This window comes from Bradyrhizobium sp. 179 (assembly GCF_023073535.1).
Lineage (GTDB): Bacteria > Pseudomonadota > Alphaproteobacteria > Rhizobiales > Xanthobacteraceae > Bradyrhizobium.
In genome coordinates this window covers 88,319-108,008 of sequence record NZ_JADPJR010000066.1, presented here as the reverse complement: position 1 = coordinate 108,008, position 19,690 = coordinate 88,319, and the positions used below count along the sequence as shown (strand labels likewise).

The window sequence follows — 19,690 nt, the reverse complement described above, 5'->3', positions numbered from 1 at the left end:
TTAATGACCAAAGGCGGTCTCGATGGACCCCTGACTGTCCGCGTAGACATCGATGTCCTCGACATCGGACCAGGCCTGGATCGGCGTGGACCCAACCAGACACTCGCCATAGATCAGCGTGACCGCATTGCCCTGCTGTCCGGAATTGCCGATGTTGCCGCCGTTGACGCTGACGTTGTTCGAGGCGGTGCTGACTTCGGGCTTGGACATCAGCGTCGAGGCGCCGGCGAGAACCAGGCCAAGGCCGATCAGCGCGATGTTGCCGTAGGTGATGCTGCCGCCCAGAATGGTGAAGGCGGATGCGCCCATGCCCGACAGCGGAGCAGCCAGCGTGCCGCCTGAGAAGAAGATCGCGCCGCCGATCAGAATTGAGCCGAGAATGATCTTGCCAGTGCCTTTGGCAGTCTCGTTCTTGGCGCCGCGCGCGACCGGAATGACGTGCAGATCGGCCTGACCCAGATTGAACTGATTGATCAGATCGATGTCGAGCTGCATCCCGTTGCGCTTATCGCCCCGCACAAGCTTATAAGCCCCGTGCTCGATCGCTTTCACGAAGCGACCGGGGAATGCGCAGTTGAGCGCGCGCAACGCTTCAGCGGCCGTCGCAACCTCGAAGCGATGGGACTGGCCGAACTCTTTGCCGAGCTTGCCGTGCAGGTGAATGGTCCGCATCATTTCGACGAACCCTCGTAGCGAACCCACATCTCGGCGGCGCGCGCCCAGGCGCCGGCAGGCTTGCGCGCGGAGAGGTGGTTGGTGAAGTGATGCAGCACCTGGTCGCGCTCGACGATCAGCGCGGCGTGGTTGAGACGCTTGTTGGGGTTGGCGCGACTGTCGCCCAGTGCGCAGAGAAAGCCGTCGCCCTCGCGCGCCTCCGAGCGACTGATCTGCTTGAAGCCGACCGGCGCCAGGTGCGCGACGTAGAGATCATCCTCGCCCTGCCACCAATTGTCGGCGCGCGCCACCTCGGGCAGCTCGACCGGATCGTGCGGCCAGGAGATGCCCTGCGCGGCCATGCCTTCCTTGCCGAGCCGGAAGACGTCGCGGACCAGGCTGTAGCAGTCGAAGATCCCGTGGACGAAGGGGCGCCCGATCACCGGGGCGATCGGCAGATTGCCGCCCCAGGCGACCGTCTTGTGAACGCCCTGCTCGTTGAGCACGATGATCACCCACGGCACGCCGGTCGCGATCTGCTGGCTCATGTCGAGCCCAGAGGGCACCATCGGGCCATAGGGGTGAGAATGAATGATCGCGGTCACCGCGCCCGCAGCGAAGGCGGCGTCGTAGCGCTCGTCCCGAATCTCGAATTCCTTGGTCGGCTCGGCGTTCTTGTTCTCGCAGGCGAAATAGACGCCGCCGGCGATGAAGCCACAGCTCTCCTTGGGGAATTCGGCGATCGCATGCGCCTTCGCATCCGCGATGGCCTGCGGTCCTAGAAACTCGAGAACGGTCTGTTCGTAGGCTTCGATCATGAGGTGGGCACCCGTCCGATGCCGGGGAATGCGCCCATCGGCAGCGCGGTGTTGTTGCCGAAGCGGAGCTTGCAGTCCGAGAGCTTGCGGCCGCACTTGTCCTGGGCGGGGACCGTGGGCACGCCGGTCGAAGTGAAGGAAGGCGAGGCCGTGTAGGGACACGGGAAGATCGTCGGGTAGACGAAGCCGTCCGTGGCCGCGGCCGGATTGGTGGGGTCGTAGCGGCGATAGCGGCGCGTGCAAACGTCGCGGATGAACTGCCGGCCAGGCAAGAGCTTGCCTTCCTGGTCGATCGCGGCCGAGAGCTCCCATTCGATGTAGATCGGGTTCTCGTCGCTCTTGCGCTCGATCCGGAACACGTCCGGGCCCATATAGGCGCTCGGGTCGGCCTCGGGCTGCCCGTCGAGGAAGCGGCGGAAGGTGCGAACGCGGCGCAGCTCGCAGCCGGCGAGGTCGCCATAGGTGTTGACCAAGGACTGAATAAGCAGATCCGAGTTTGCGATCTGCATCTTCGGGGTCGGCAGCACGCCGCCGGCGTTGACCTCGAAGCCATCAAGGGCGATGTCGATCGCGCGGTAGAGCTGGCCTCCGAACGTGACCCCTGCGCCGCCGTCCTCGCTGGCTTGGACAAAGTAATAGATGGCCGCGCCCGCCGCCGTCGCATCGAGCCGATAGAGCGCGATGGGAGCGGACAGGGATAGCTTCTGGGCTTCTTCGGTAAGTGCGGTCATTGCCCGATCATATAAGTCAGAACTGACTTATAAATCAAGTGTCCGCAATGAAACTTTCGCGGAACGTTGCCGTCACCGTGTTCGGCGTGTCCCAGAGCCGGTCGAACTGCTTACAGGTCCACTTGCGCACGACACCGTCCCGCAGCGCGTAGTAGAACGGGATCGTGCCCTTGTGCGCCTTGAAGAAGCTGTAGATCTCGTCCGCCTGCTCCTCTAGCAGCACAGCCCAGTTCAGCGTCGCGACCTCGCGAACGCTCTGCACGCCGTCTGGTGAGCCCTGGGTGTATCCGTCGCCAAAGGGGGCCTCGAGGGTCTTGATCTCGGGGCTCATCTTGGTGCCCGGCGACTGCGGAACCGGCGGGGTGAAGGTGTCGAATGGCATGGCTTATCGTCCTGTCATAGCGCGAATGGTGCCGCCGGGCCGCATCTGAGTTCGGAGCTCGCGACCCATCATCTCGGACGCCGCAGCGCGGACCTGGCCCGCGATCTGCTCGGCGAGATCCTTGTTCTGCGAGGGCGAGCCGTTAGAGGCGCCGTGGATATTGATGTCGCCCATGGCGAATGTTCCGCCGCCCTTGCCGCCATACTGGCGCGCCAGGTTCTCGGGCCAATCGACCTGCTCGCCCCGCTTGGCGATGATCGGGATCTCGTCGCCGCCCAGCGTCATGCCGCCCGTGCCGGTGTGGAAGCGCTGCGCGCCGGCGAACAGGTTCATGTTGACGCGGCGGTTCGGCATGGCCGAGCCAGCGACGCCGCCGGTGTGGTGGTAGGCGACGAAGGACTGCCCGCCGATCTCCATTGTGCCGGGAACGCCGCCGCCGCTGAAGCCGCCCAGGCCCAAGAGACCGGAGAACAACTTGCTCTCGGCCGCCTTGAGGGACATCGTGATGATGTCCTTCTCGATGCTCTGGGCGAGCGAGCGGAAGTTGACGCGGCCCTTCATGACCATGTCGGCCAGCTTGTCGTTGAAGCCGTTCATCCAGCCGGTCGCGGCCTGCTCGAGATTGTGGCCATAGTCGGACCACTGCTTCAGCATGCCGCCGATCGGCGTCAGGTCGAACTGCTGGCGCGCCAGGAGCGCCTTGCGCCGCGCAACCTCCTCCTCCTTGGCCGCGCGCTCCTCGCCGGTCGAGGTGTCCTTGGCCAGCAAGTCATCGAGCCGCTTCAGCTCGGCCTGGTAGGCGTCCTGGCGAGCCTGGTCGGTGGTCATCAGGCTGCGCTTGATGGCCTCGTATTTCTGGGTCTCGGTGTTGAGGGTGTTGGTGACCTCGAGGTTCTTGCGCTTCTCCAGCTCCTGCTGAAGCTGCGCGATGTATTGGTCGTTCTGCGCCTTGTTGTTGGGATTGGCCTCGCTGTCGGACATGAACAGGCCGATGTTCTTCGCTGTCTTCTTCTCTTCGGCGTAATAGCCGTCGGAGAGCTTGAACTTACTCTTGTCCTGAAGCCGCTTCAGCGCCTCCGCGGTCTTTTCGTCCATGACGTCGCTGTCGGTCGGCAGACCCTCGCGGATCTGCTTCAGGCGCTCGTTGCGCTTCTTGGTCTCCGCAGCCTCGCGCAGCGCCGCATCGCTCTGGTCAGCCTGGCTGAACATGGCGGCGTATTCCGGCGAGCTCGGGTCGCGATTGTCCGGCAGCGCCTTGCCGCTGCGGATCATCTTGGTCAGCGCATTGCGATATTTGCTGTTGCCGTCCTCGTTCTCCTTGGCGGCGGCGACAGCCTCCTTCATGTCCTGACCGAACTTCTTCAGGTCGTTCATGCCCTTCAGCGACTTGGCGAGATCCTCGATTGCCTTGGTCTCGGCCATCTGGGCGAGCTGCTCGGGCGAGGTTGCCGCGGCGCGCGCGCGAGCGTAGCTCGAGGTGTCAGCGGCGCGCGTGGTGGTGACGCCGTCGCCCATCCGAGCCTCTGCCCATGCCTGCAAGCCGCCCGCGGTGCCGGCGCGGCTGAACACTTCGGGGTTGCTCTTGCGCGCGGCTTCGAGCGCCTTGATCTGGTCGAGCGGCGTCGAGGGATCGGCACGCAGCACCGACAGCGCACCGCCGGCTCCCAGGAAGTGCGCCAGATAGGTGTTCGCGTCGTTGGCCTGGAAGCCATTTCGGCTCAGAACCCCGGCATTCTTGTTGCCATACCAGTCGATCGCCTGGCTCACCATGCCAGGATCTTTGCGCAGACGCTGGAGCATCTCCGGACCGAGGTCGAGCAGGTCGGGGCGGTTCTCCTTGATGAAGTCCATCCAGGTGCCTTCAGTGAAGCCGCCGAGGCCCGCTGCCGAGGAGCGCGTGCTCTTTGCATTCGGATCACCGCTGCTCTCGGCCTGGATCACCTTCGAAGCGTAGCTGCCGGTCACCGAGCTCCCGCCGGGCGCCGACGGAGCCGGGCTGTTCGTAGTGCCGGCCGCATAATCGCGAATGCCCTTCCAGATGCCCTGCACCTTCTCCAGCGCGCCGGCAAAAGTCATGGTCTTGTCGACCATGCCCTGCCCGAACGCGCCATCTTGAGCCTTGCCGGCCTCTTCGGCAGCCGTCTTGATGCCGCCGAGCAGGCGCGCGATCGCGCTCTTGCCGGAATACAAGCCTGCATCGGCCTTTGCCGCGATGCTATCGAAGACGCTCGATTTGCCGTCGTTGATCTGCTTCAGATATTCCTGACGCGCGTTGGCGTTGGCCGAGGCCAGGTCGCTGTCGAGCGCCTTCAGGCCGTCGAGCGCTTCCTTGACCTTGTCGGCTTCGACCTGGGTCGCCTTGAGATCCTCGATCAGTTTCTGAACGACCGGGTTGTTCAGAACATACATCGCGTTCGACTTGGCCGCCGCGTTCTCGATCATATAGGCGAGACGCGCGTATTCGCCGGACAGGCCCTGGAGCTCTGCCTTCTGCGCCGCCAGGTCGCCCTTGGAGCTGTCGAGCTTGCTCTGAGCCTTCTCGATCAGCTTGGCGATGTCGGTGTCTTTGCGGATTTCCTGCGGCCCCTTGGCCATGTCCTGGAGCTCGGTGACCTTCTTCTGCCGGTCAGCGATGATCGCAGTGACCTCCTGGGTGGTCTTCTCTAGGCCGGCGATCGCGTTCTTGTCGCCGAGCGAGGCCAGCAACTGGACCGAGCGCAGGTGATCCTCGGCGTCCTGCTGCTCCAGCTTATACTGGGCCAGCTGGCGCTCGCGGGTCTCGGTAAGATAGCGCTCCTTCTCGGCCGAGGTGTCCTTGTTGGCCGTCTTCAGCGACTGCATTTCCTTTTCGTGCGCTTCGGCGGCCGCGATCGATTCCTTGTCGTAGCCAAGCTTGCGGCGCGACTGCTGCTCCTGAAGCGCGCGCATCTGTTCCTGCGCGAACTTCTCCGCGCGGGTCTTCTCAAGCTTGACCTCTTCGTCAATCAGCTTTTGGCGTGCGTCGTTGGCGTCCTTGCGGGCATCGCCAGCGTCCTTGTCGGTGACGCGACCAAGGCCTTCCCCTCCGGCGCCGAACGCGCCTTCCGACTGGGCCTTTGCCACCGCGCGCAGAGCGTCCGCCCGAGCCTCCAGCGACTTGACATGCTGATCCGCGAGCTTGATCTGTTCCTGGGTCTGCGCGCCGAACTTGACCATGGTGTCATAGGCCTCTTCGGCCGCGCGCGATTCTTTGGTGAAGGCCTCGTAGACGAAATAGAGCGCCGCGCCCATCGCGGTCAGCGGCAGGGCGAATTCGGCGACAAACGCGAAGCAGGCGCCAAGCACCGGCAGAAGCTTGGTGATCGCGGTGCCCGTGCCGGAGATCGTTTGGGTCAGGGTCGCCCAAATGCCGGCCATATTGGTCAGCGTGCCGGCCTGGGCGCCGAACGCAAAGGCAGTGCCGAGACCCGCGAAGGCCTTGCCGCTCGCCGCGGTCATCAGCGCCCATTCGTTGCGGATCAGCGAGATGCCGGCGCGCATCTGCAACGTCATGGCGCCGAAGCCCTGAATGATCTGGGCGATCTTCGCGGCGCCGAAGGCGGTGCCCAGCGCAAGACCGACATTGATAATCTCGTCCTTGAACTGGATCATCCACGAGACGCCGCTCGCCGCGAAGTTCACGACAGAGGTTGCCCAGCGGCCGACCGCGCCGGCGAACTGCTCGAACTTCTGGCTCGACAGCGCCTCGTTGAACTGGCGCAGCTTGTCCTTGATGGCCTCGAAGAAACCAGCTTCGCCGGCCTGGAGGGCCAGGTTCTGAAACAGCGTGGTGGTTCGCGACACCAGGCCGTTGAAGGTGTTCATCTGATTGGCCGCGGCGCCGCCGAAGGTCCGGTCGAGCTCCATGGTGAAGGCGGCAAGCGAGGTCTTGGCCTCGAGCGTGCCCTTGCCGACGATCTGGATCAGTTCGGCCGTCGAAACGCCCATGGACCGGGCCATGAGTTCGACCGCGCGCGGCATCGCTTCGCCGAGCTGCTGCCGCAACTCTTCCATCTGGATGACGCCCTTACCGGCCATCTGCTGGATCGCGATCGAGGCGCGGTGCAGCACCTCGTCATTGCCGCCAAAGGCCGCGATGCCGTCGGTGAGACCCTTGAGGGCCCCGGCCATCGGGTCGATGCCGGTCGACTTCAGCTTCACGAAGCTGTCCGACAGAGCTTTCAGCGAGAACGGGGCGTCCTTGGCGAAGTCACGCAGGTATGCGACCTGCTGGGCCGCTTCCTTGACCGGGTCGGCTGACTTGTTCATGCCGGCGAGCAGGAACTTCAGACGCTCCATCTCGGCGTTGATCTTGACGATCGAGCCGATCCAGCCGTCCGAAACGTTGTGGAGGGCGCCGATCGCCATGGTGGCGAGGCCGGCGGTGATCGCGACGTCGCGCAGCGTGCCGGAGAAGGTCGTCGCCTTGTCGTTGAGCCGCTCGATCGAGACGACGCCCTGCCCCACGTTCTTGCGAAACTGCTCGACAGTTTCACCCGCATGGATCATGCGGGAGGTGAAGGAGCCGTCTTCTAGTTCGAGTTCAACCCGGATAGGCATTGTTCGTCAAATCTCCGATAGCGTCGAGCGCATGCAGCGCCTTGCGATCGAGCTTGGTCGGTGCCGTCTCCTCAAATTCGATGATTGTGCCCATCTGCTTGCGCAGATCTTCCATCAAGTTCTTAACCCCGTCCGTGGACTGGGACTGCATCTGGACCAAGGCACTGCGCTGGTCGCGCTCTGCCGAGATCCGGTCGATATTGCGGTGGAGCATCCAGAAGGTCTGCATGGCCAGGCCGCGGACCTCTTTGACGCTCATGCCGTAGAAGGCGACGACGCGGCTGAAGGCGAACCCCCAGTCGAAGGCTTTGACTACGCCGCCGCCTTCGGAGGGTTTTCGCTGGCCTCCGTCGCGACCTGCTCCTCACCGGAGTTGGCGCGGGCGAAGGTCAGGAGCTGGTCGAGCTGGATCATCGTGAGCCGGGCGAAGCGGCCCTTCTCGACGGTCGGAAACACCTGCTCCAGCATCTCGACGATCAGGTTCTTTTCCTGCTCGGTATCGAGCGCGCCGGTGCCGAGCTTCTCCATCGTCTTCATGTTCTTGACGAAGTTTTCGACGGTGACCGGGTGAAGCGGGTGCTCCTTGTTGTCGAGCTTCAGCACAACGTCCTTTTCGGGGACGATCGCATCGAGGTCGAGGACTACGCGGTTCGGGTTGGACATGGGTTCCTGCTGGCAAAAGAAAACTGGCGGAGCACGAGCTCCACCAGTCACTTTTGGATCAACCGTTTGGATAAGTCAATACTGACTTATCGGGCTACGCCGCAGAACCGTCGCCGACGTAGAACAGGCGCTTGGTCACGCTGTCCGGGTAGGCGTTGAAGTCGACCGGGAACAGGCGCTCCTGGTCGAGCTTGAATGAGAACTGCATTGCGCCGGGGGTGTTGGCCAGCGGAATGACGAAGTCGTCCGAGTGGTCGTCCGGGGCGTTCGCGATCGGGTGCAAGACGAGGGTCTTGGCCGAGGCGAGCAGCGAGATGCCGATGCCGTTCGGAACGTCGACGCGAACCTTGGTCGCATCGGCACCACCGGTCAGGGTCGCGCCCGACGTGGTGATGTTGGTGCCGGTCTTGGCCAGCGCGTAGGAATTGGCCCAGGTGCCCTGGGTGTCCGCAGTGATCGTCACGACGCCAGCCGCGGCCGAAGCCGACAGGTTCACGACCTTCGGGTCGATCGAAGCGTTGATCGCAGCCGCGAAATTGGCGGCTGCTTCGGCGAACGTAGCACCGGTTGCGACTTCGCCTTCGACGGCGGGGGCCGCATCAAAGGTGAAGACCTTGCCGTTCACAGTGACGGTATCGCCGTCAGTCGGCGCAGCCACCGAGAAGGTGACGGTGCCGGTGGCCTTGACGCCGCCGGTCGCAACCTTGGTCGCGCCGGGCATGATCTGCACCAGGTTGTCCAGGGTCGTCTCCGCGAGCGGAACCTTGGCCGAGCAGGTGCGGCCCATGATGTATTCATTGATCTCGGACTGGCCGAACTGGTCGACCATGACCTTCTTGGTCGTGGTGGCAACCGTAACTTCGACGCCGCCCTGGGTGTAGCCCAGGTCAACGCCGCCGAAAGTCACCGAGCACACGCCCAGCTTAACGTTTTGGGTATTCGACGGCATGGATCCGATCCTTTGCAAAATGACCGCAGAAACTGATGAGCTCTATTCTACGGTCATTTTATTGCGCAGACAAGTCAGAACTGACTTATAATATTACGCCTCGTTGGTCGAGAGCTTGCCCGATCCGGACAGATGCACGACGCGCAGGTTCGCCGGCGGCACGGTCATCGGGGCGCGGCGGGCTGCGTAGAGGCGGCTCTTGCCGATCCGGGTGACGTTGACCTGGTCCGACTGGTTGCCGCCGATGCAGTGATAGGCGCTCTCGTCCTCGCCGACATAGAGGGTGACGTGTCCGCCGCCGTCGCGCTTGAACACCAGCACGTCGCCGAGCATCGGGTGGGGCTGCTTGGTGCCGAACTCGGCCCAGGACAGCGCCCAGAGCGGGGTCTTGGGGAATTCCTTGCCGGCACGCTTGGCGACCACGCCCATGGCGAGACCGCACCACGGGATCGAATCGTGGACGTAGTCCTTCTCGACGCCGATCTCCTTGGCCCAGGCCAGGATGGTTGGATTGTCGCGGGAGCCGGGGGTCTCGAGGGTGCCGTAGATCTTCAGCATCTCGATCAGCATCTTCGGGCCGGGCTCATTGACCAGCCAGGCATAGGCAGCGGGCAGCATTGCAGTCTCCTATCGGGGTTCGACGTATGAGGTGACGAAATTAAGGGACCACTCCAGGGCGTTCGCCGGCGTCCAGGGGTAAACGATGGGCAGCTGCTCGAGGTAGATGTAGTTGACCTGCATCGAGAGGCTGCCGTCATCGTTGTTGAAGATCCGCTTGCCCATCTCGAGCTTCTTGGCCACGGCGTCGGAGAGCGTCTTGCCCTCGGCGTGCGCGGGCGCGCGCACGATCGCCTGCAGACGGCTGCGGTAATAGCCCGGCAGGCCCGGATCGACCTTGGTGCCGGCGAGCGGGTCGCGTAGCAGAATGCCCTTGCGGACGTCGGCTGGCATCGAATGGACGTAGATATCGGTGCCGATGGTGCCGAGGCCGGCATCCTGAAGCAGCTGGGCGAGGATCTCGAGTTTCATTTCAGCACCGCCAGTTCACGCATGATGGCTTCGGACATTTGCTTGATGATCTTGGGCATGTTGTCGTCGACCGCCCGCTCCAGGAACTTGCCGCCGACGTAGCGGCCGGGATTGGCCGAGCGCTTGGCGAGCGTGCCGGGGCCGGGGTTCATACCCTCGTAATTCTCGTGGATGAGCATGGCGTATTGGTCGACGTCGACGCCGCGCACGGTGCCGCCCACCACCAGGTCGACCTTGAGCCTGCCGCGATCCTCGTAGTTCTTTTCCTTGTGGATCGCGTCTTCGAGGTTGTGTTTGTCGACCGGCGCGTTGAGCTGCGCCTCCTTGACGATCTTGTCGGCGCCGCGGTCAATGATCTTGCGGCCCTGCTGCGGCACCTTGCCGGCGAGCTGTTTCATCAGACCCGCGAGCTCCTCGCAGCCGTATACCTTCATTCCTGCTTTCATGGCGCGATGTCGAAATCGACCTCCAAATGGTCGAGCACGCCATGCACGGAGAAGCGCTTCTGCACCGCGATCACGCGCAGCACGAGGTCGTCGATCTCGAACTTGTCGTCCTGGCCGATCTGGACGTGCTTCTCGAATAGGTATTTGGCGACGGCAACACGCTCCTCGGCGGCGGCGCGGGAGGCCGACGAGTCCGAGCGGACCGGCGTCTTCTCGACCTGGTCAAGATTGGTCACGACCGCGCAGGGCACGTTCGCCCACGAGCTCCAGGTGGTCTCGCCATAGATGTTGCGGCCGATCTTGCGCGATAGCTTGCCGGTGCGGTTGGGGATGAACATCAGACGCTCCTCGCCAGGATTGCGTTGGCGTTGGGGTGAAAGGCCTGGTCGCGGATGTCGGCGAGCGTCGGCAGGTCGGTGTTGTCGACGATGGAGATCTCGAGCCCGTGGATGTCCGAGGTGGGGTCGGTGTGTCTGACGCGCGCGGTGTCCACGCCGGCATCGGCCAGCGTCATCAGCACCACGTCGTTGTAGAGCGAGAGCAGATTGTGCCGCCAGATCGTCTTGACGTAGCGACCGGCCGGCCATTTGGCGGACCTGCGATCGGTGAAGCCGAATTGGATGTCGGTGTTGGCTGCAACCCGGTGCTGGATCAGCGCGGTGCGCAGCGGCAGGCGCTGGGCGGCGGCGGCAAGCGTCACGCCCAAAATCGTCTGCTGAAGCGTCTTCTTCAGGGTCGCGATGTCGTTCTCGATCTGAATCGAGAGCACGCGCGTCAGATGCGCGATAAATTCGTCGGTGTGCTCGCTGATCGCGTCCGGGAGCTCGCTGCTGTCTTCGACGCTCAACTCGCGCAGGGTCGCTGTATGAGCTTCGCTCGCGATGTCGGTCATGGCGTCGGAGATCTCGGTGCCTTCGCTCGCCAGAAAGCGCCGGGCCATAGCGTAGGCCTCCTCGGTGACCTCGCGGATCTGCACCGGCGCGCCGAAGCGCGGATCATCGAGCGCGCGGCCGTAGAGCGCCTTCCAGCCGTCGATGAGCAGGCCGTAGCGGGTCGCGGCGGCCTCGGCCATCGTGGTCATGAGCTGGGTAATCATGAGCGGGTGATGCTGATCCGGTTGTTGATGAACTGGGCCAGCACGTTGAGCGCGGGCCGGCAGACGGTGTCCTCTTCGAGCGGGCGCACCCCGTTCTTGAACATCAGCGAGCTCTCGCCGATCTTCTCGGAGAACACCCCTGCCCGCCGGCGATCGGCCATCGGGTCGAAGGTCATGAGCTGGTTGGCCTGGATCACCTGGGCGCGGTTGAGCGCCTCCTTGAAATAGGCCGGGTATTCCTGCCAGACGCTCGTCGTCATCAGCGGCCACATGCGCGGGGTCAGGCGCCAGGCACATTCCATATCGAGATAGTCCTGCGCATCGACCTCGGGGCGCGGAATGACGTAGTTGAGCAGGCTCAAGCGGCGGAAGGACTCGATCAGCGCGGTGGTCTGGTCGTCCTTGCCGGCGCCCATCCATGCGGTCAGGTTCGGGATCTGGCTGGCGACGTAGAGCGCATTGGCGCGGGTCTGGAAGGTGTTGACCAGGAACTGAAGCTGGGCGGTCGGCTTGACCGAGAACACCTCCTCCTGGACGAACACCTGTCCGTCGGCGACCGTGATGAACAGCTCGATCGAATACCCGCCGGGGGTCGCGATCAGGCCGTTCGGCACGGTGATGTCGGTCGAAGTCCCGGTCAGGTCTGCGATAGGCGTCAGCGCGACCACCTCCTGGCCCTCCCCGTCCTTGACGACGTAGGAGAGCGCAGTGGGGGTCACCGGATTGCCGTCGTTGTCGAGGAAAGCGATCTCGACAACGGCATCAGTTCCGACCGGGAAGGTCTTCATTAGCTCTGCTCCTCGGCAGCGGCCTGGTTGGCCGCGGCGTTGTCAGCGCCGGCCTGTTCGATCGCCGGATCGACGTGGACAGGCTTGCCGTCGGGGCCGACAGCGTTCGGCGTCTGGTCCGGCGTGAGCACGCGGGCCTTCTTCAGCTGCTCGGCCTCTTCCAGCATGCGAGCGGCCAAAGTTTCATCGAGCGCCTTCGCGCGCGCCAGGCGCTCGTCGTTCTCGCGCTGCTCCTTGACCTGGATGAAGTTGTTCTGAGCCTTGAGGATCAGGTTGATCAGGCCAGGGATCGAGCGGTGTTTGACGTTCCAGGGAGCGGCGAGCTTGCGCAGCTCGTCGATGCCGCCGGCTTCCGCGATGCCGGTCAGCTGCTCCTCGGTGAAGAACTCATGGGTCGGCGGCTTGCCGGCGTCCTGGTGGACGGTGAGCAGCTCGGCGGCCTTATCCTCTTCGGTCTGGCGCTGGAGCAGCGTGCCGACGGTGGATTCAATCGAGCGGCGGGAGGCAATGCGCGCAGCTGCGCCGCCCTGCCCCAGATTGTCGCCGGTGTCATCGATCAGCTCGGCCGACACGTTGGCTGCGATCCGGTCGCAGATCGCGCGCGGCAGCGGGTGGGTCGAGACGCCGTTTTCGAACTGGTAGCCGCCCATGTCGCCGGAGAAGTTGTCCCAGCCGGGCTGCGTGATTTTGACGATGTAGGATTGCAAGGCTTTAGCCTCCGAAAAGGATCTGTTGAACGACCGGCAGGGCACGCTTCAGGTCTTCGAAGCCGCCGATCTTGTGAGCTCCGATGAAGATTTGAGGGACGGTCTTGGGCGGATCGCCGAGACGTTCCTCCAGTTCGGCGCCCAACAGGGCGTCGGTGATCTTGTGGTAGACGAACGGCAGCTTGTGCTTCTGGCAGAGCGCGACGGCTGCGACGCAGAACCGGCAGTCGTCGCGGCCGTAGATTTCGACCTTGCCGCTCATTGGCCGAGCTTCAGGACATTGAGGGCGCCGAGCACACCCTTGAGCCAGTGCGCGACCTTGCCCTTCACGACGAAGGACGGGTAATCGCGCGCGATCTCGGAGAACGGCTTGCCGGCCTGCTCGACATGCTCATTGGCTTTCTCGTCGAGCTTGGGCACGTCGATCAGCGCTTCGGCGAGGCCGAGGGCCTTCTGGGCCGCCTCGCTGTCCCAGCCGAAATAGGCGGTGTCGTTGATGTGGTTGGTGACCAGGAAGTAGCGCGAGCCCTTGATGGCGCCGGCGGTAGCCTCGATCTCCTGGAACGAAGCGACCGAGGAGCCGAGGACGTGCAGCACGATGACGTCGAGCTTGCCGTCCCGGACGGCCTCGAGCATGCCGATGTCGCCGAGCAACTTCAGCGTGGGCGACAGCTGACGCGCGGCGAGGTCGATCACGGTGACCTTCGAGCCGGTGAGGTTGTCGAACACGGCCATCTGGCCGTCCGAATGCTCGAGGTCGACGACCTGGGCATCGGGGAAGAAGCGCTTGAGATTGCCCTTGGGCGTCTCTGCATCGAAGGCGCGGTATTCGAGACCTGCGTTGCGGAGAAAATCGAGGACGATCCGGGTGACGGTCGTCTTACCAACGCCGCCCTTATCAGCGCCGACGATGATCACGGTGGGTTTGGACATGAGTGCTCCAGACAGCAAGAGGGGCGGAGTGATGAACTCCGCCCCTTATAAGTCAGTTCTGACTTATAGCCAAGCTTAAATGTTGGTGATGCCAGCCAGGCGGGCGACCGAGTGGGTGGCCTTGAGGGCAGTGCCCACATACCACTTCACGCGATAGCGCACGGCGTCCTTGTTCTGGATCGTGCCGATCTCTTCGACCTTCAGACCAGCGGCCTCGCCACCGACGATGCCGTGGAAGCCGTCGACTTCGTTCAGACGCAGAGCGTAGATCGAGGTCGTGACCGAGCTGGAGCCGGTGACTTCGTTCGCGGGAATGAAGTCGTTGATGATGACGGGCATACCGTCGATCGCCGGAACCGGGTGGCCGAAGTTCGGCAGCATGATGGTCTCGGCGGTGTTGCCGTTGAAGCCACGCAGCAACGCCTTGATGGCGCGCCAGGTGCCCTGCCGCATCATGAAGCAGTCGGCGCCGAGGAGAACCGCGTCGCGGAGCTCGTCGAGCATCGAGAACGTCACGGCAGCACCGTTGGTGCCGGCGATGAGCGTCTGCTCGGCCGGGGTCAGCACCTTCAGACCGTCGAACTCCTTGGCATTGACGGCGTTGTTGCCGTTGACCAGGGTGCGCTTCAGCTTGCGGGTCAGGGCCTTCGCCTTGGCCGCAATCTGGATCGCCAGCTGGGGATTCTTGTCGGACTGGGTCGACAGCAGGAACTTGTCCATGTCGACGTCGCCCGCCAGAATGCGCAGACGGGTCGTGACCTCGGTGAAGGTCGCGGCGCCTTCCGGCACGGGGTCGTAGGGATCGAGGAAGTCACCTTCGGAGATGGTGTTCTCGCGATGGTAGAGATAGGCCTTGCCGTCGACCGTTTTGAACGGGAAGAGGGCAAAGAGAGCCTCGCGGTCGATGATCTCTTCGATCACGCCACGCTCCATGAGGCTCTCGGAGAGCTTGTTGGCTTCGGTTTCGAGCAACGGCATAGATCACTCCTTGGAAAAGATCGCCGGAAATTCGTAAGTCAGTGTTGACTGACAATAGAATAAACCGGCGATCGGTAATTTCCAAGAAGAAAAGTAAGTTCGAGCTTACTTTTTATTTCGCGGGCGCTTTCTTGAGCGCGCCGGCCTCGAGAGCGGCGGCAATTCGCGCCGCGCCGCGCAGGCCGTTGTCCTCGCCGCCGTTCGAGCCGGTGGTCTTCTCGGTCTTCGAACTGGCGCCGGTGCCGATCTTCGAACGCACCAAACGATCGCGGTCCGGAGAGGCCTCGATGATCTTCTTCAGGGCGGCGTCGACCGACAGCGCGTTGCCGCTGGCGTCGACCAGCTGGGTGCGGCCCGGCTCGCCACGCGGCTTGTCGAACGGCACGGGCTTGCCGTTCACCACGTCGAAGTGAGGCGCGTAGACCTGACGCGCGATCGCCGGCGTCAGCACCAGCTCGTCGCGAATGTAGGCGGACTGGCTGAAGGCGGAGCCGACGGTCAGATCCTCGATCGTCTTCTGGGCAGCGTTGATCGCATTGTCCTTCTCGGCGAGCTTGGTCTCGAGCTCGGAGACCACCTTCTGATGCTCCTCGCCCATCATCTGCTTGATGCGCTCGACGTTGCCGGCAGCTTCCGCCGCCTTGAGCTCGGCAGCCTTGGCATCGTCCGCGGCCTTCTTCTGGTCGGCGACCAGCTTCTTGATCGCGGCCGCATCGAGACCCTCGAAGTCCTTCAGCTTGGCGTTCGCGGCATCCAGCGCAGCCTTCGCGTCGCGCGCGGCCTGCTTGTGCTTGAGCGCGTCGGTGAGGAACTCGTATTCCTTGTCGGTGAGTTTCTTCGCAGCCTTCTCGTCGTCGAGGCGCTTGCGCTCGGCCTCGTCGGCAGCCTTTTCGGCCGCGATGCGGTCGGCTTCGGCCTTTTCAGCGGCGATGCGATCAGCTTCGGCCTTCTCGGCGGCCACTCGGGCAGCTTCGGCTTCAGCAGCTTCGCGGGCAGCCTTGGCTTCCGCGGTCTCGCCGTCCAGGAGGCGCATGCTCTCGACAGCGAACATCTGGAGGTGGTTGCTCCGCTGCATCTGCATCGCGGGGGCAATGGTGGTGTTCTTACGCACGTTCAGTCTCCTTTGGCACAGTCTCTCGGCCATCAGGGGTTTCGGGTCGCACAGTCTCTCGGCTTCCCGGTGGGCGATATGCCCGGTCGTTACTTTTTCGCCTTGGACTTGGTGTCCTTCGTCACCTGCCCCTGCCGCTTTTCCGGAGTAGCTTTCGGGGAAGGTGTCGCCGGCATAGACGAGCCGCCGGTCGATACGGATGCCGACGCCGGGAACTTAGAAGGCTGACCGGAACCGCCCATCGTGGCCGTCACGGTCAACTTGTCCGCAACGGTCATCGGCCAGTTGTCGACGTCCTCGAGCATCTTGGTCTTGAGGTCGTTCGCCAGCCGCGGGAACAGCTTCTCGATCACCTGCTTCATTTGCTCCTGACGCAGGGATTTCGGCGCGTCCACGAGGGCCAGTCTCTCGGCAATCGTGAATTCGTCGAAAAGGGTGCGGACATCGAAGGTGTCCGGATATTTCACGAGCTCGGGGTCCTCGCGCTCGAGGCCCTCCACGCCCTTCGGCTGCCCGTTCCACTTCAGGACCAGGTCGGCCAGCTTGTTCTCGGCGTTCTCCAGGGCGTCGGCCTTGGAGGTCAGGAGCGAGTTCATCCGCTCGAAATCGTAGGCCTTGGCGACACCGGACGAGTTGTCGATGCCCATGGCGTTGTCTTGCTTGGTGCGCTCGCCGGCCATGCCGACGGTGTGGTAGATCTCGGTGATCAGCTTGTTGACCACCGTGATGATCAGCTGCGCCTGCTTGACGTCGGGCGAAATGAATTCGGGCTTGGCGCCACCCTCGCCGTCATAGGCGAAGATCCGCTTGGTCCCCATCTCGAGCAGGGCGTCGTATTTGTCGGTGCCGGGCATCAGGCCCTGCGCCGGCATCACGAGCTGGCTGAAGGTCTGGTCCTGGATGATCGCATCGAGGTTCGAGCAGTAGTTCGCGCAGGCGCGATCGAGATAGGCGATATCGTCGATCAGGCCCGGCGCCGAATACTTGTCCTCGGAGATGACATGGTCGACCGGAATGACCGGCACTTCGCCGACCTGGTGCGGGACCTGCGGGCCCTCAATGACCGTGACATCTTCGACCTTGCCGGTCTTCTTCGTCGCGAGCGTGAACAGCTGCCAGTAGTCGCGCGTCCAAAGCCGGAACTGCTCCTTGACCGCGCCGCTCGATGCGATCGGGTCCTTGTCGTCGCGCACGCGCTCGCGGATCAGGATCCATTGCAGAACCCCGTCCTCGTCGAAGCCCATATCGAGGGCGTCCTGCGGGCGAACGTAATAGGCATAGACGCGAACCTTGGCCTTCTTGGCGTCGGCGACGGAGACGACAGTCTCCTTGGCGTTGGTGTCGACGACCAGGTAGCCGCGGCCCTTCTTCGAGGTCTCGGTGCCGACGAGCTTCATGAACTCCTGGACCGACAGACCGGACAAGGTCGCGTTCTTCCAGAAGGTCTTGATCTCTTTCGGGGCGTCATTGGCGCGGACGATCGCGCTCTTGAAGATGTATTTTTGAACCAGATCAACCACTTCGCGGGTATGGTTGAATCGGTAGGCACGCGCGACGCGGTCGTCGTATTCCTTTTTGCCTTCCTTGATGTAGCGGAAGACGTTCTGCTCGAACCACTCTCGGCCGCCCTCATAGGTCGCGTCGAGGAAATCCCAGTGCGCGCACTTGGCCTGATAGTCAGGATGCCGGCGCTTAATGAAAGCGCGAAGCTGCTTCTGGCGATCACTTAAGGCGGGCAAGGTGGCACCAATGGAACACGGGAATCCATAAGATAAGTCAGGACTGACTTATAATCAAGCCTAAATCGAGATGCCGAAGGCTTCCTTGGAGCGCCAGGGGAACTCGATATCGATGCAATAGCCGCAGGCGTCCGTCGGATGCTCCAGGCCTTGCGTCTTGTCGACCTCGCGGCTGCCCTCCTTGTAGATGGTCTGCTCGAAGCCGGCGATCGTGTGCTTGCAGGTCTGGTTGATCCGCATCTTGACCGTGCCGTCGGCAGCGCGCCACATGCGGTTCACCGCGTTGACGCGGTCGGCGATCTTCGGGTGCTTGCGCTTGAACTTGACCCAGCGGAAGCCGGCATCCTTGAGGATGTCGATATCGGATTCGCCGCGACCTTTGGTCGAGCGCTGCGCGCCGGCCGGATCCGGATAGATCGTGATGTTCTTCTGCCAGCGGAAATAGCGCCGGCCGAGCTCGTCCGCGGTTTCCTGGGTGTTGGAGCCGCGCAGCACCACCTCGTCGACGATCCAGACCTCTCCGTTCGGCTGCGGTTGCATCACCACGGACGACATCGGGTCGATGTTGAAGTCCTGGCCGATCCAGATCGGGAGCCTCGGGTTGAACGGGTAGTCGCCGACATGCACCTTGCGATCGAAGGCGTAATAGACGCGGCCTGACATGGTCTCGAAGGAGGCCTCGAACTCCTGACGGAACGATTTCTCGTCCATATCCTGGCGCGCCGCCTCAACTTCGGCCTTCGGGATGAAGGGCGAGGTGATGGTGGGGAATTGCCAGGACTTCCAGGTGTTGGTCCGCAGCCGGCCCTTCTTGTCGCGGTAGACGTCGCCCTTCTGGCCCAGCATATAGACGTCATAGAGCCAGTTGAACGACTTCGGCGTGCCGATGATGATGGCCTGGCCACCGGTCGAGGCGAGCGTCGGGCGCAGGACCTTATACCAGGTGTCGGGCTTGATATCCTGGGCCTCGTCGATGATCAGCAGATGAATGCCGACGCCGCGCAGCGTGTCGGGCTTGTCGGCGCCCTTGAGCTCGATGCGGGTGCCGTTGCGCAGCCGGATGGTCATGCGCGTTTCGTTGTAGGCGACCACCCAGTCGCGCGGGATCGCCTCCTTGAGCTCCTCCCACATGATGCCGCGGGCCATCGCGTAGGTCGGCGCCACATACCAGATCAGCTGGCGCGGTTTGACCATGGCGCGGCAAATCGACAGCTTCGACATCTGGGTCTTGCCCCAGCGCCGACCAGCCACGACGCATTTGAAGCGGTGGGGGTCCTGGAAGACCTCCCGCTGCTTGCCATGCATCTTCAGGTTCTGGTGGGGACGGTGGCTCACTCGTCCTCGTTGGTCTTGGCCGGCTTGCCCTCTTCGACGAGATCCTCGTCTTCGAGCTCGGGCATCTCGAGGTCGTCGAGATCCTCGTCGCCGGCGCTGGTCTGGATCTGGGCGATCTCGTCGCCCGTCAGATCCACGAACCGGAGCTCGGTCAGCGATGCCTCGTCAATGTCACCGGCGATGTCGAGCGCGTTCTCGATCGCGGCTTGTGCGTCGAGGATGACCTTGCCCATGCGCTGCATGGCCTTGATCTTGGCGTGCGCGCCGACCCAGGTCTCCTTGCCTTCCTGAATCGCCTTCTGGAGCGCCAGCACCTGTGCATTGTGGAAGGTCGCCTGGACGTAGCGGCGTTCCTTGGCGCCCTCGATACGCTCCTTGCGCTTGGCCTCGAATTCAGACGGGGGCTTCGGCGGAGGCGGCGCGGCCGCGATCTTCAGGGCCTTGATGGCCTCACCCTTCTTCGCGCCGCGCGCGATGATGATGCCCTTCTTCTTGAGCTCGGCGAAGTGGTTGGTCACGGCGGACGGGGTGATGCCGAATTTGACGGCGATATCCCGCGTCTTCATCAGGTCGTATTCCCACAGCATCTCGATCTCTCGCCACTCTTCCGGCTTGAGACGCTTCTGCTTGGGCTCGGAACCTTCCTCGGAGCCGGACTGATCTTCAACTTCGTCGGTCATAGTTACCTGTCAGGACTGACTGTAGAGCCGGAATGCATTTCCGGGTCCTCACCCTCTCTATTAGATACTACTG

Annotated in this window: 22 protein-coding genes; all 22 read right to left on the bottom strand. The window is 63.2% G+C overall.

The features are described from left to right. The gene (locus tag IVB12_RS16265; RefSeq protein ID WP_247300548.1) at positions 1 to 675 is read right to left on the bottom strand and encodes a hypothetical protein; all 675 of its coding nucleotides are present in this window, start codon (positions 673 to 675) and stop codon (positions 1 to 3) included. After that, complete coding sequence (locus IVB12_RS16260) at positions 672 to 1,472, bottom strand: Mov34/MPN/PAD-1 family protein (RefSeq protein WP_247300547.1); 801 nt, start codon at positions 1,470 to 1,472, stop codon at positions 672 to 674. The genes IVB12_RS16265 and IVB12_RS16260 overlap by 4 nt, the downstream gene beginning before the upstream one ends. Further along, positions 1,469 to 2,203 (bottom strand): phage minor tail protein L, encoded by a 735-nt coding sequence (locus tag IVB12_RS16255; RefSeq protein WP_247300545.1) that lies wholly within the window; start codon positions 2,201 to 2,203, stop codon positions 1,469 to 1,471. Before IVB12_RS16255 ends, IVB12_RS16260 begins: the two co-directional genes overlap by 4 nt. Before the next feature lie 34 nt (positions 2,204 to 2,237). Next, positions 2,238 to 2,585: a phage tail protein gene (locus IVB12_RS16250; RefSeq protein ID WP_247300544.1), complete on the bottom strand. Its 348-nt coding sequence runs from the start codon at positions 2,583 to 2,585 to the stop codon at positions 2,238 to 2,240. Positions 2,586 to 2,588: 3 nt separating this feature from the next. Next, positions 2,589 to 7,163, bottom strand: a complete 4,575-nt coding sequence (locus IVB12_RS16245) for a tape measure protein (protein WP_247300543.1) — start codon at positions 7,161 to 7,163, stop codon at positions 2,589 to 2,591. Further along, the gene (locus IVB12_RS16240) at positions 7,147 to 7,422 is read right to left on the bottom strand and encodes a hypothetical protein (RefSeq protein ID WP_247300542.1); all 276 of its coding nucleotides are present in this window, start codon (positions 7,420 to 7,422) and stop codon (positions 7,147 to 7,149) included. The genes IVB12_RS16245 and IVB12_RS16240 overlap by 17 nt, the downstream gene beginning before the upstream one ends. 53 nt (positions 7,423 to 7,475) lie before the next feature. Next, a complete protein-coding gene (locus tag IVB12_RS16235; protein WP_247300541.1) occupies positions 7,476 to 7,826 on the bottom strand; it encodes a hypothetical protein in 351 nt (116 codons plus the stop codon). Positions 7,827 to 7,920: 94 nt separating this feature from the next. Beyond that, positions 7,921 to 8,775, bottom strand: a complete 855-nt coding sequence (locus tag IVB12_RS16230; RefSeq protein ID WP_247300540.1) for a hypothetical protein — start codon at positions 8,773 to 8,775, stop codon at positions 7,921 to 7,923. Positions 8,776 to 8,868: 93 nt separating this feature from the next. Continuing rightward, positions 8,869 to 9,393 carry a TIGR02594 family protein gene (locus tag IVB12_RS16225; RefSeq protein WP_247300539.1) on the bottom strand — a complete coding sequence of 175 codons (525 nt, stop codon included), beginning with the start codon at positions 9,391 to 9,393 and terminating at the stop codon, positions 8,869 to 8,871. Positions 9,394 to 9,402: 9 nt separating this feature from the next. Next, the gene (locus tag IVB12_RS16220) at positions 9,403 to 9,804 is read right to left on the bottom strand and encodes a minor capsid protein (RefSeq protein ID WP_247300538.1); all 402 of its coding nucleotides are present in this window, start codon (positions 9,802 to 9,804) and stop codon (positions 9,403 to 9,405) included. Further along, a complete protein-coding gene (locus IVB12_RS16215) occupies positions 9,801 to 10,238 on the bottom strand; it encodes an HK97 gp10 family phage protein (RefSeq protein WP_247300537.1) in 438 nt (145 codons plus the stop codon). The genes IVB12_RS16220 and IVB12_RS16215 overlap by 4 nt, the downstream gene beginning before the upstream one ends. 8 nt (positions 10,239 to 10,246) lie before the next feature. Then, positions 10,247 to 10,588 carry a hypothetical protein gene (locus tag IVB12_RS16210; RefSeq protein WP_247300535.1) on the bottom strand — a complete coding sequence of 114 codons (342 nt, stop codon included), beginning with the start codon at positions 10,586 to 10,588 and terminating at the stop codon, positions 10,247 to 10,249. Then, positions 10,588 to 11,346, bottom strand: a complete 759-nt coding sequence (locus tag IVB12_RS16205; RefSeq protein WP_247300533.1) for a hypothetical protein — start codon at positions 11,344 to 11,346, stop codon at positions 10,588 to 10,590. The genes IVB12_RS16210 and IVB12_RS16205 overlap by 1 nt, the downstream gene beginning before the upstream one ends. Beyond that, a complete protein-coding gene (locus IVB12_RS16200) occupies positions 11,343 to 12,134 on the bottom strand; it encodes a hypothetical protein (protein WP_247300532.1) in 792 nt (263 codons plus the stop codon). Before IVB12_RS16200 ends, IVB12_RS16205 begins: the two co-directional genes overlap by 4 nt. After that, complete coding sequence (locus IVB12_RS16195) at positions 12,134 to 12,841, bottom strand: hypothetical protein (RefSeq protein WP_247300529.1); 708 nt, start codon at positions 12,839 to 12,841, stop codon at positions 12,134 to 12,136. Before IVB12_RS16195 ends, IVB12_RS16200 begins: the two co-directional genes overlap by 1 nt. Positions 12,842 to 12,845: 4 nt before the next feature. Continuing rightward, positions 12,846 to 13,103 carry a glutaredoxin domain-containing protein gene (locus IVB12_RS16190; RefSeq protein WP_247300528.1) on the bottom strand — a complete coding sequence of 86 codons (258 nt, stop codon included), beginning with the start codon at positions 13,101 to 13,103 and terminating at the stop codon, positions 12,846 to 12,848. After that, positions 13,100 to 13,774, bottom strand: coding sequence for a hypothetical protein (locus IVB12_RS16185; RefSeq protein ID WP_247300525.1), 675 nt, complete (start codon positions 13,772 to 13,774; stop codon positions 13,100 to 13,102). Before IVB12_RS16185 ends, IVB12_RS16190 begins: the two co-directional genes overlap by 4 nt. A gap of 75 nt (positions 13,775 to 13,849) precedes the next feature. After that, positions 13,850 to 14,752 carry a major capsid protein gene (locus IVB12_RS16180; protein ID WP_247300523.1) on the bottom strand — a complete coding sequence of 301 codons (903 nt, stop codon included), beginning with the start codon at positions 14,750 to 14,752 and terminating at the stop codon, positions 13,850 to 13,852. A 112-nt stretch (positions 14,753 to 14,864) separates the two neighbouring features. Then, on the bottom strand, positions 14,865 to 15,863 hold the full coding sequence (locus IVB12_RS16175; protein ID WP_247300521.1) for a hypothetical protein: 999 nt from the start codon (positions 15,861 to 15,863) through the stop codon (positions 14,865 to 14,867). Between the two features lie 89 nt (positions 15,864 to 15,952). Next, the gene (locus tag IVB12_RS16170; protein ID WP_247300519.1) at positions 15,953 to 17,602 is read right to left on the bottom strand and encodes a phage portal protein; all 1,650 of its coding nucleotides are present in this window, start codon (positions 17,600 to 17,602) and stop codon (positions 15,953 to 15,955) included. A 60-nt stretch (positions 17,603 to 17,662) separates the two neighbouring features. After that, positions 17,663 to 18,937, bottom strand: coding sequence for a phage terminase large subunit (locus IVB12_RS16165; RefSeq protein ID WP_247300517.1), 1,275 nt, complete (start codon positions 18,935 to 18,937; stop codon positions 17,663 to 17,665). Next, positions 18,934 to 19,617, bottom strand: coding sequence for a hypothetical protein (locus tag IVB12_RS16160; protein WP_247300516.1), 684 nt, complete (start codon positions 19,615 to 19,617; stop codon positions 18,934 to 18,936). The genes IVB12_RS16165 and IVB12_RS16160 overlap by 4 nt, the downstream gene beginning before the upstream one ends. Positions 19,618 to 19,690 lie beyond the last annotated feature (73 nt).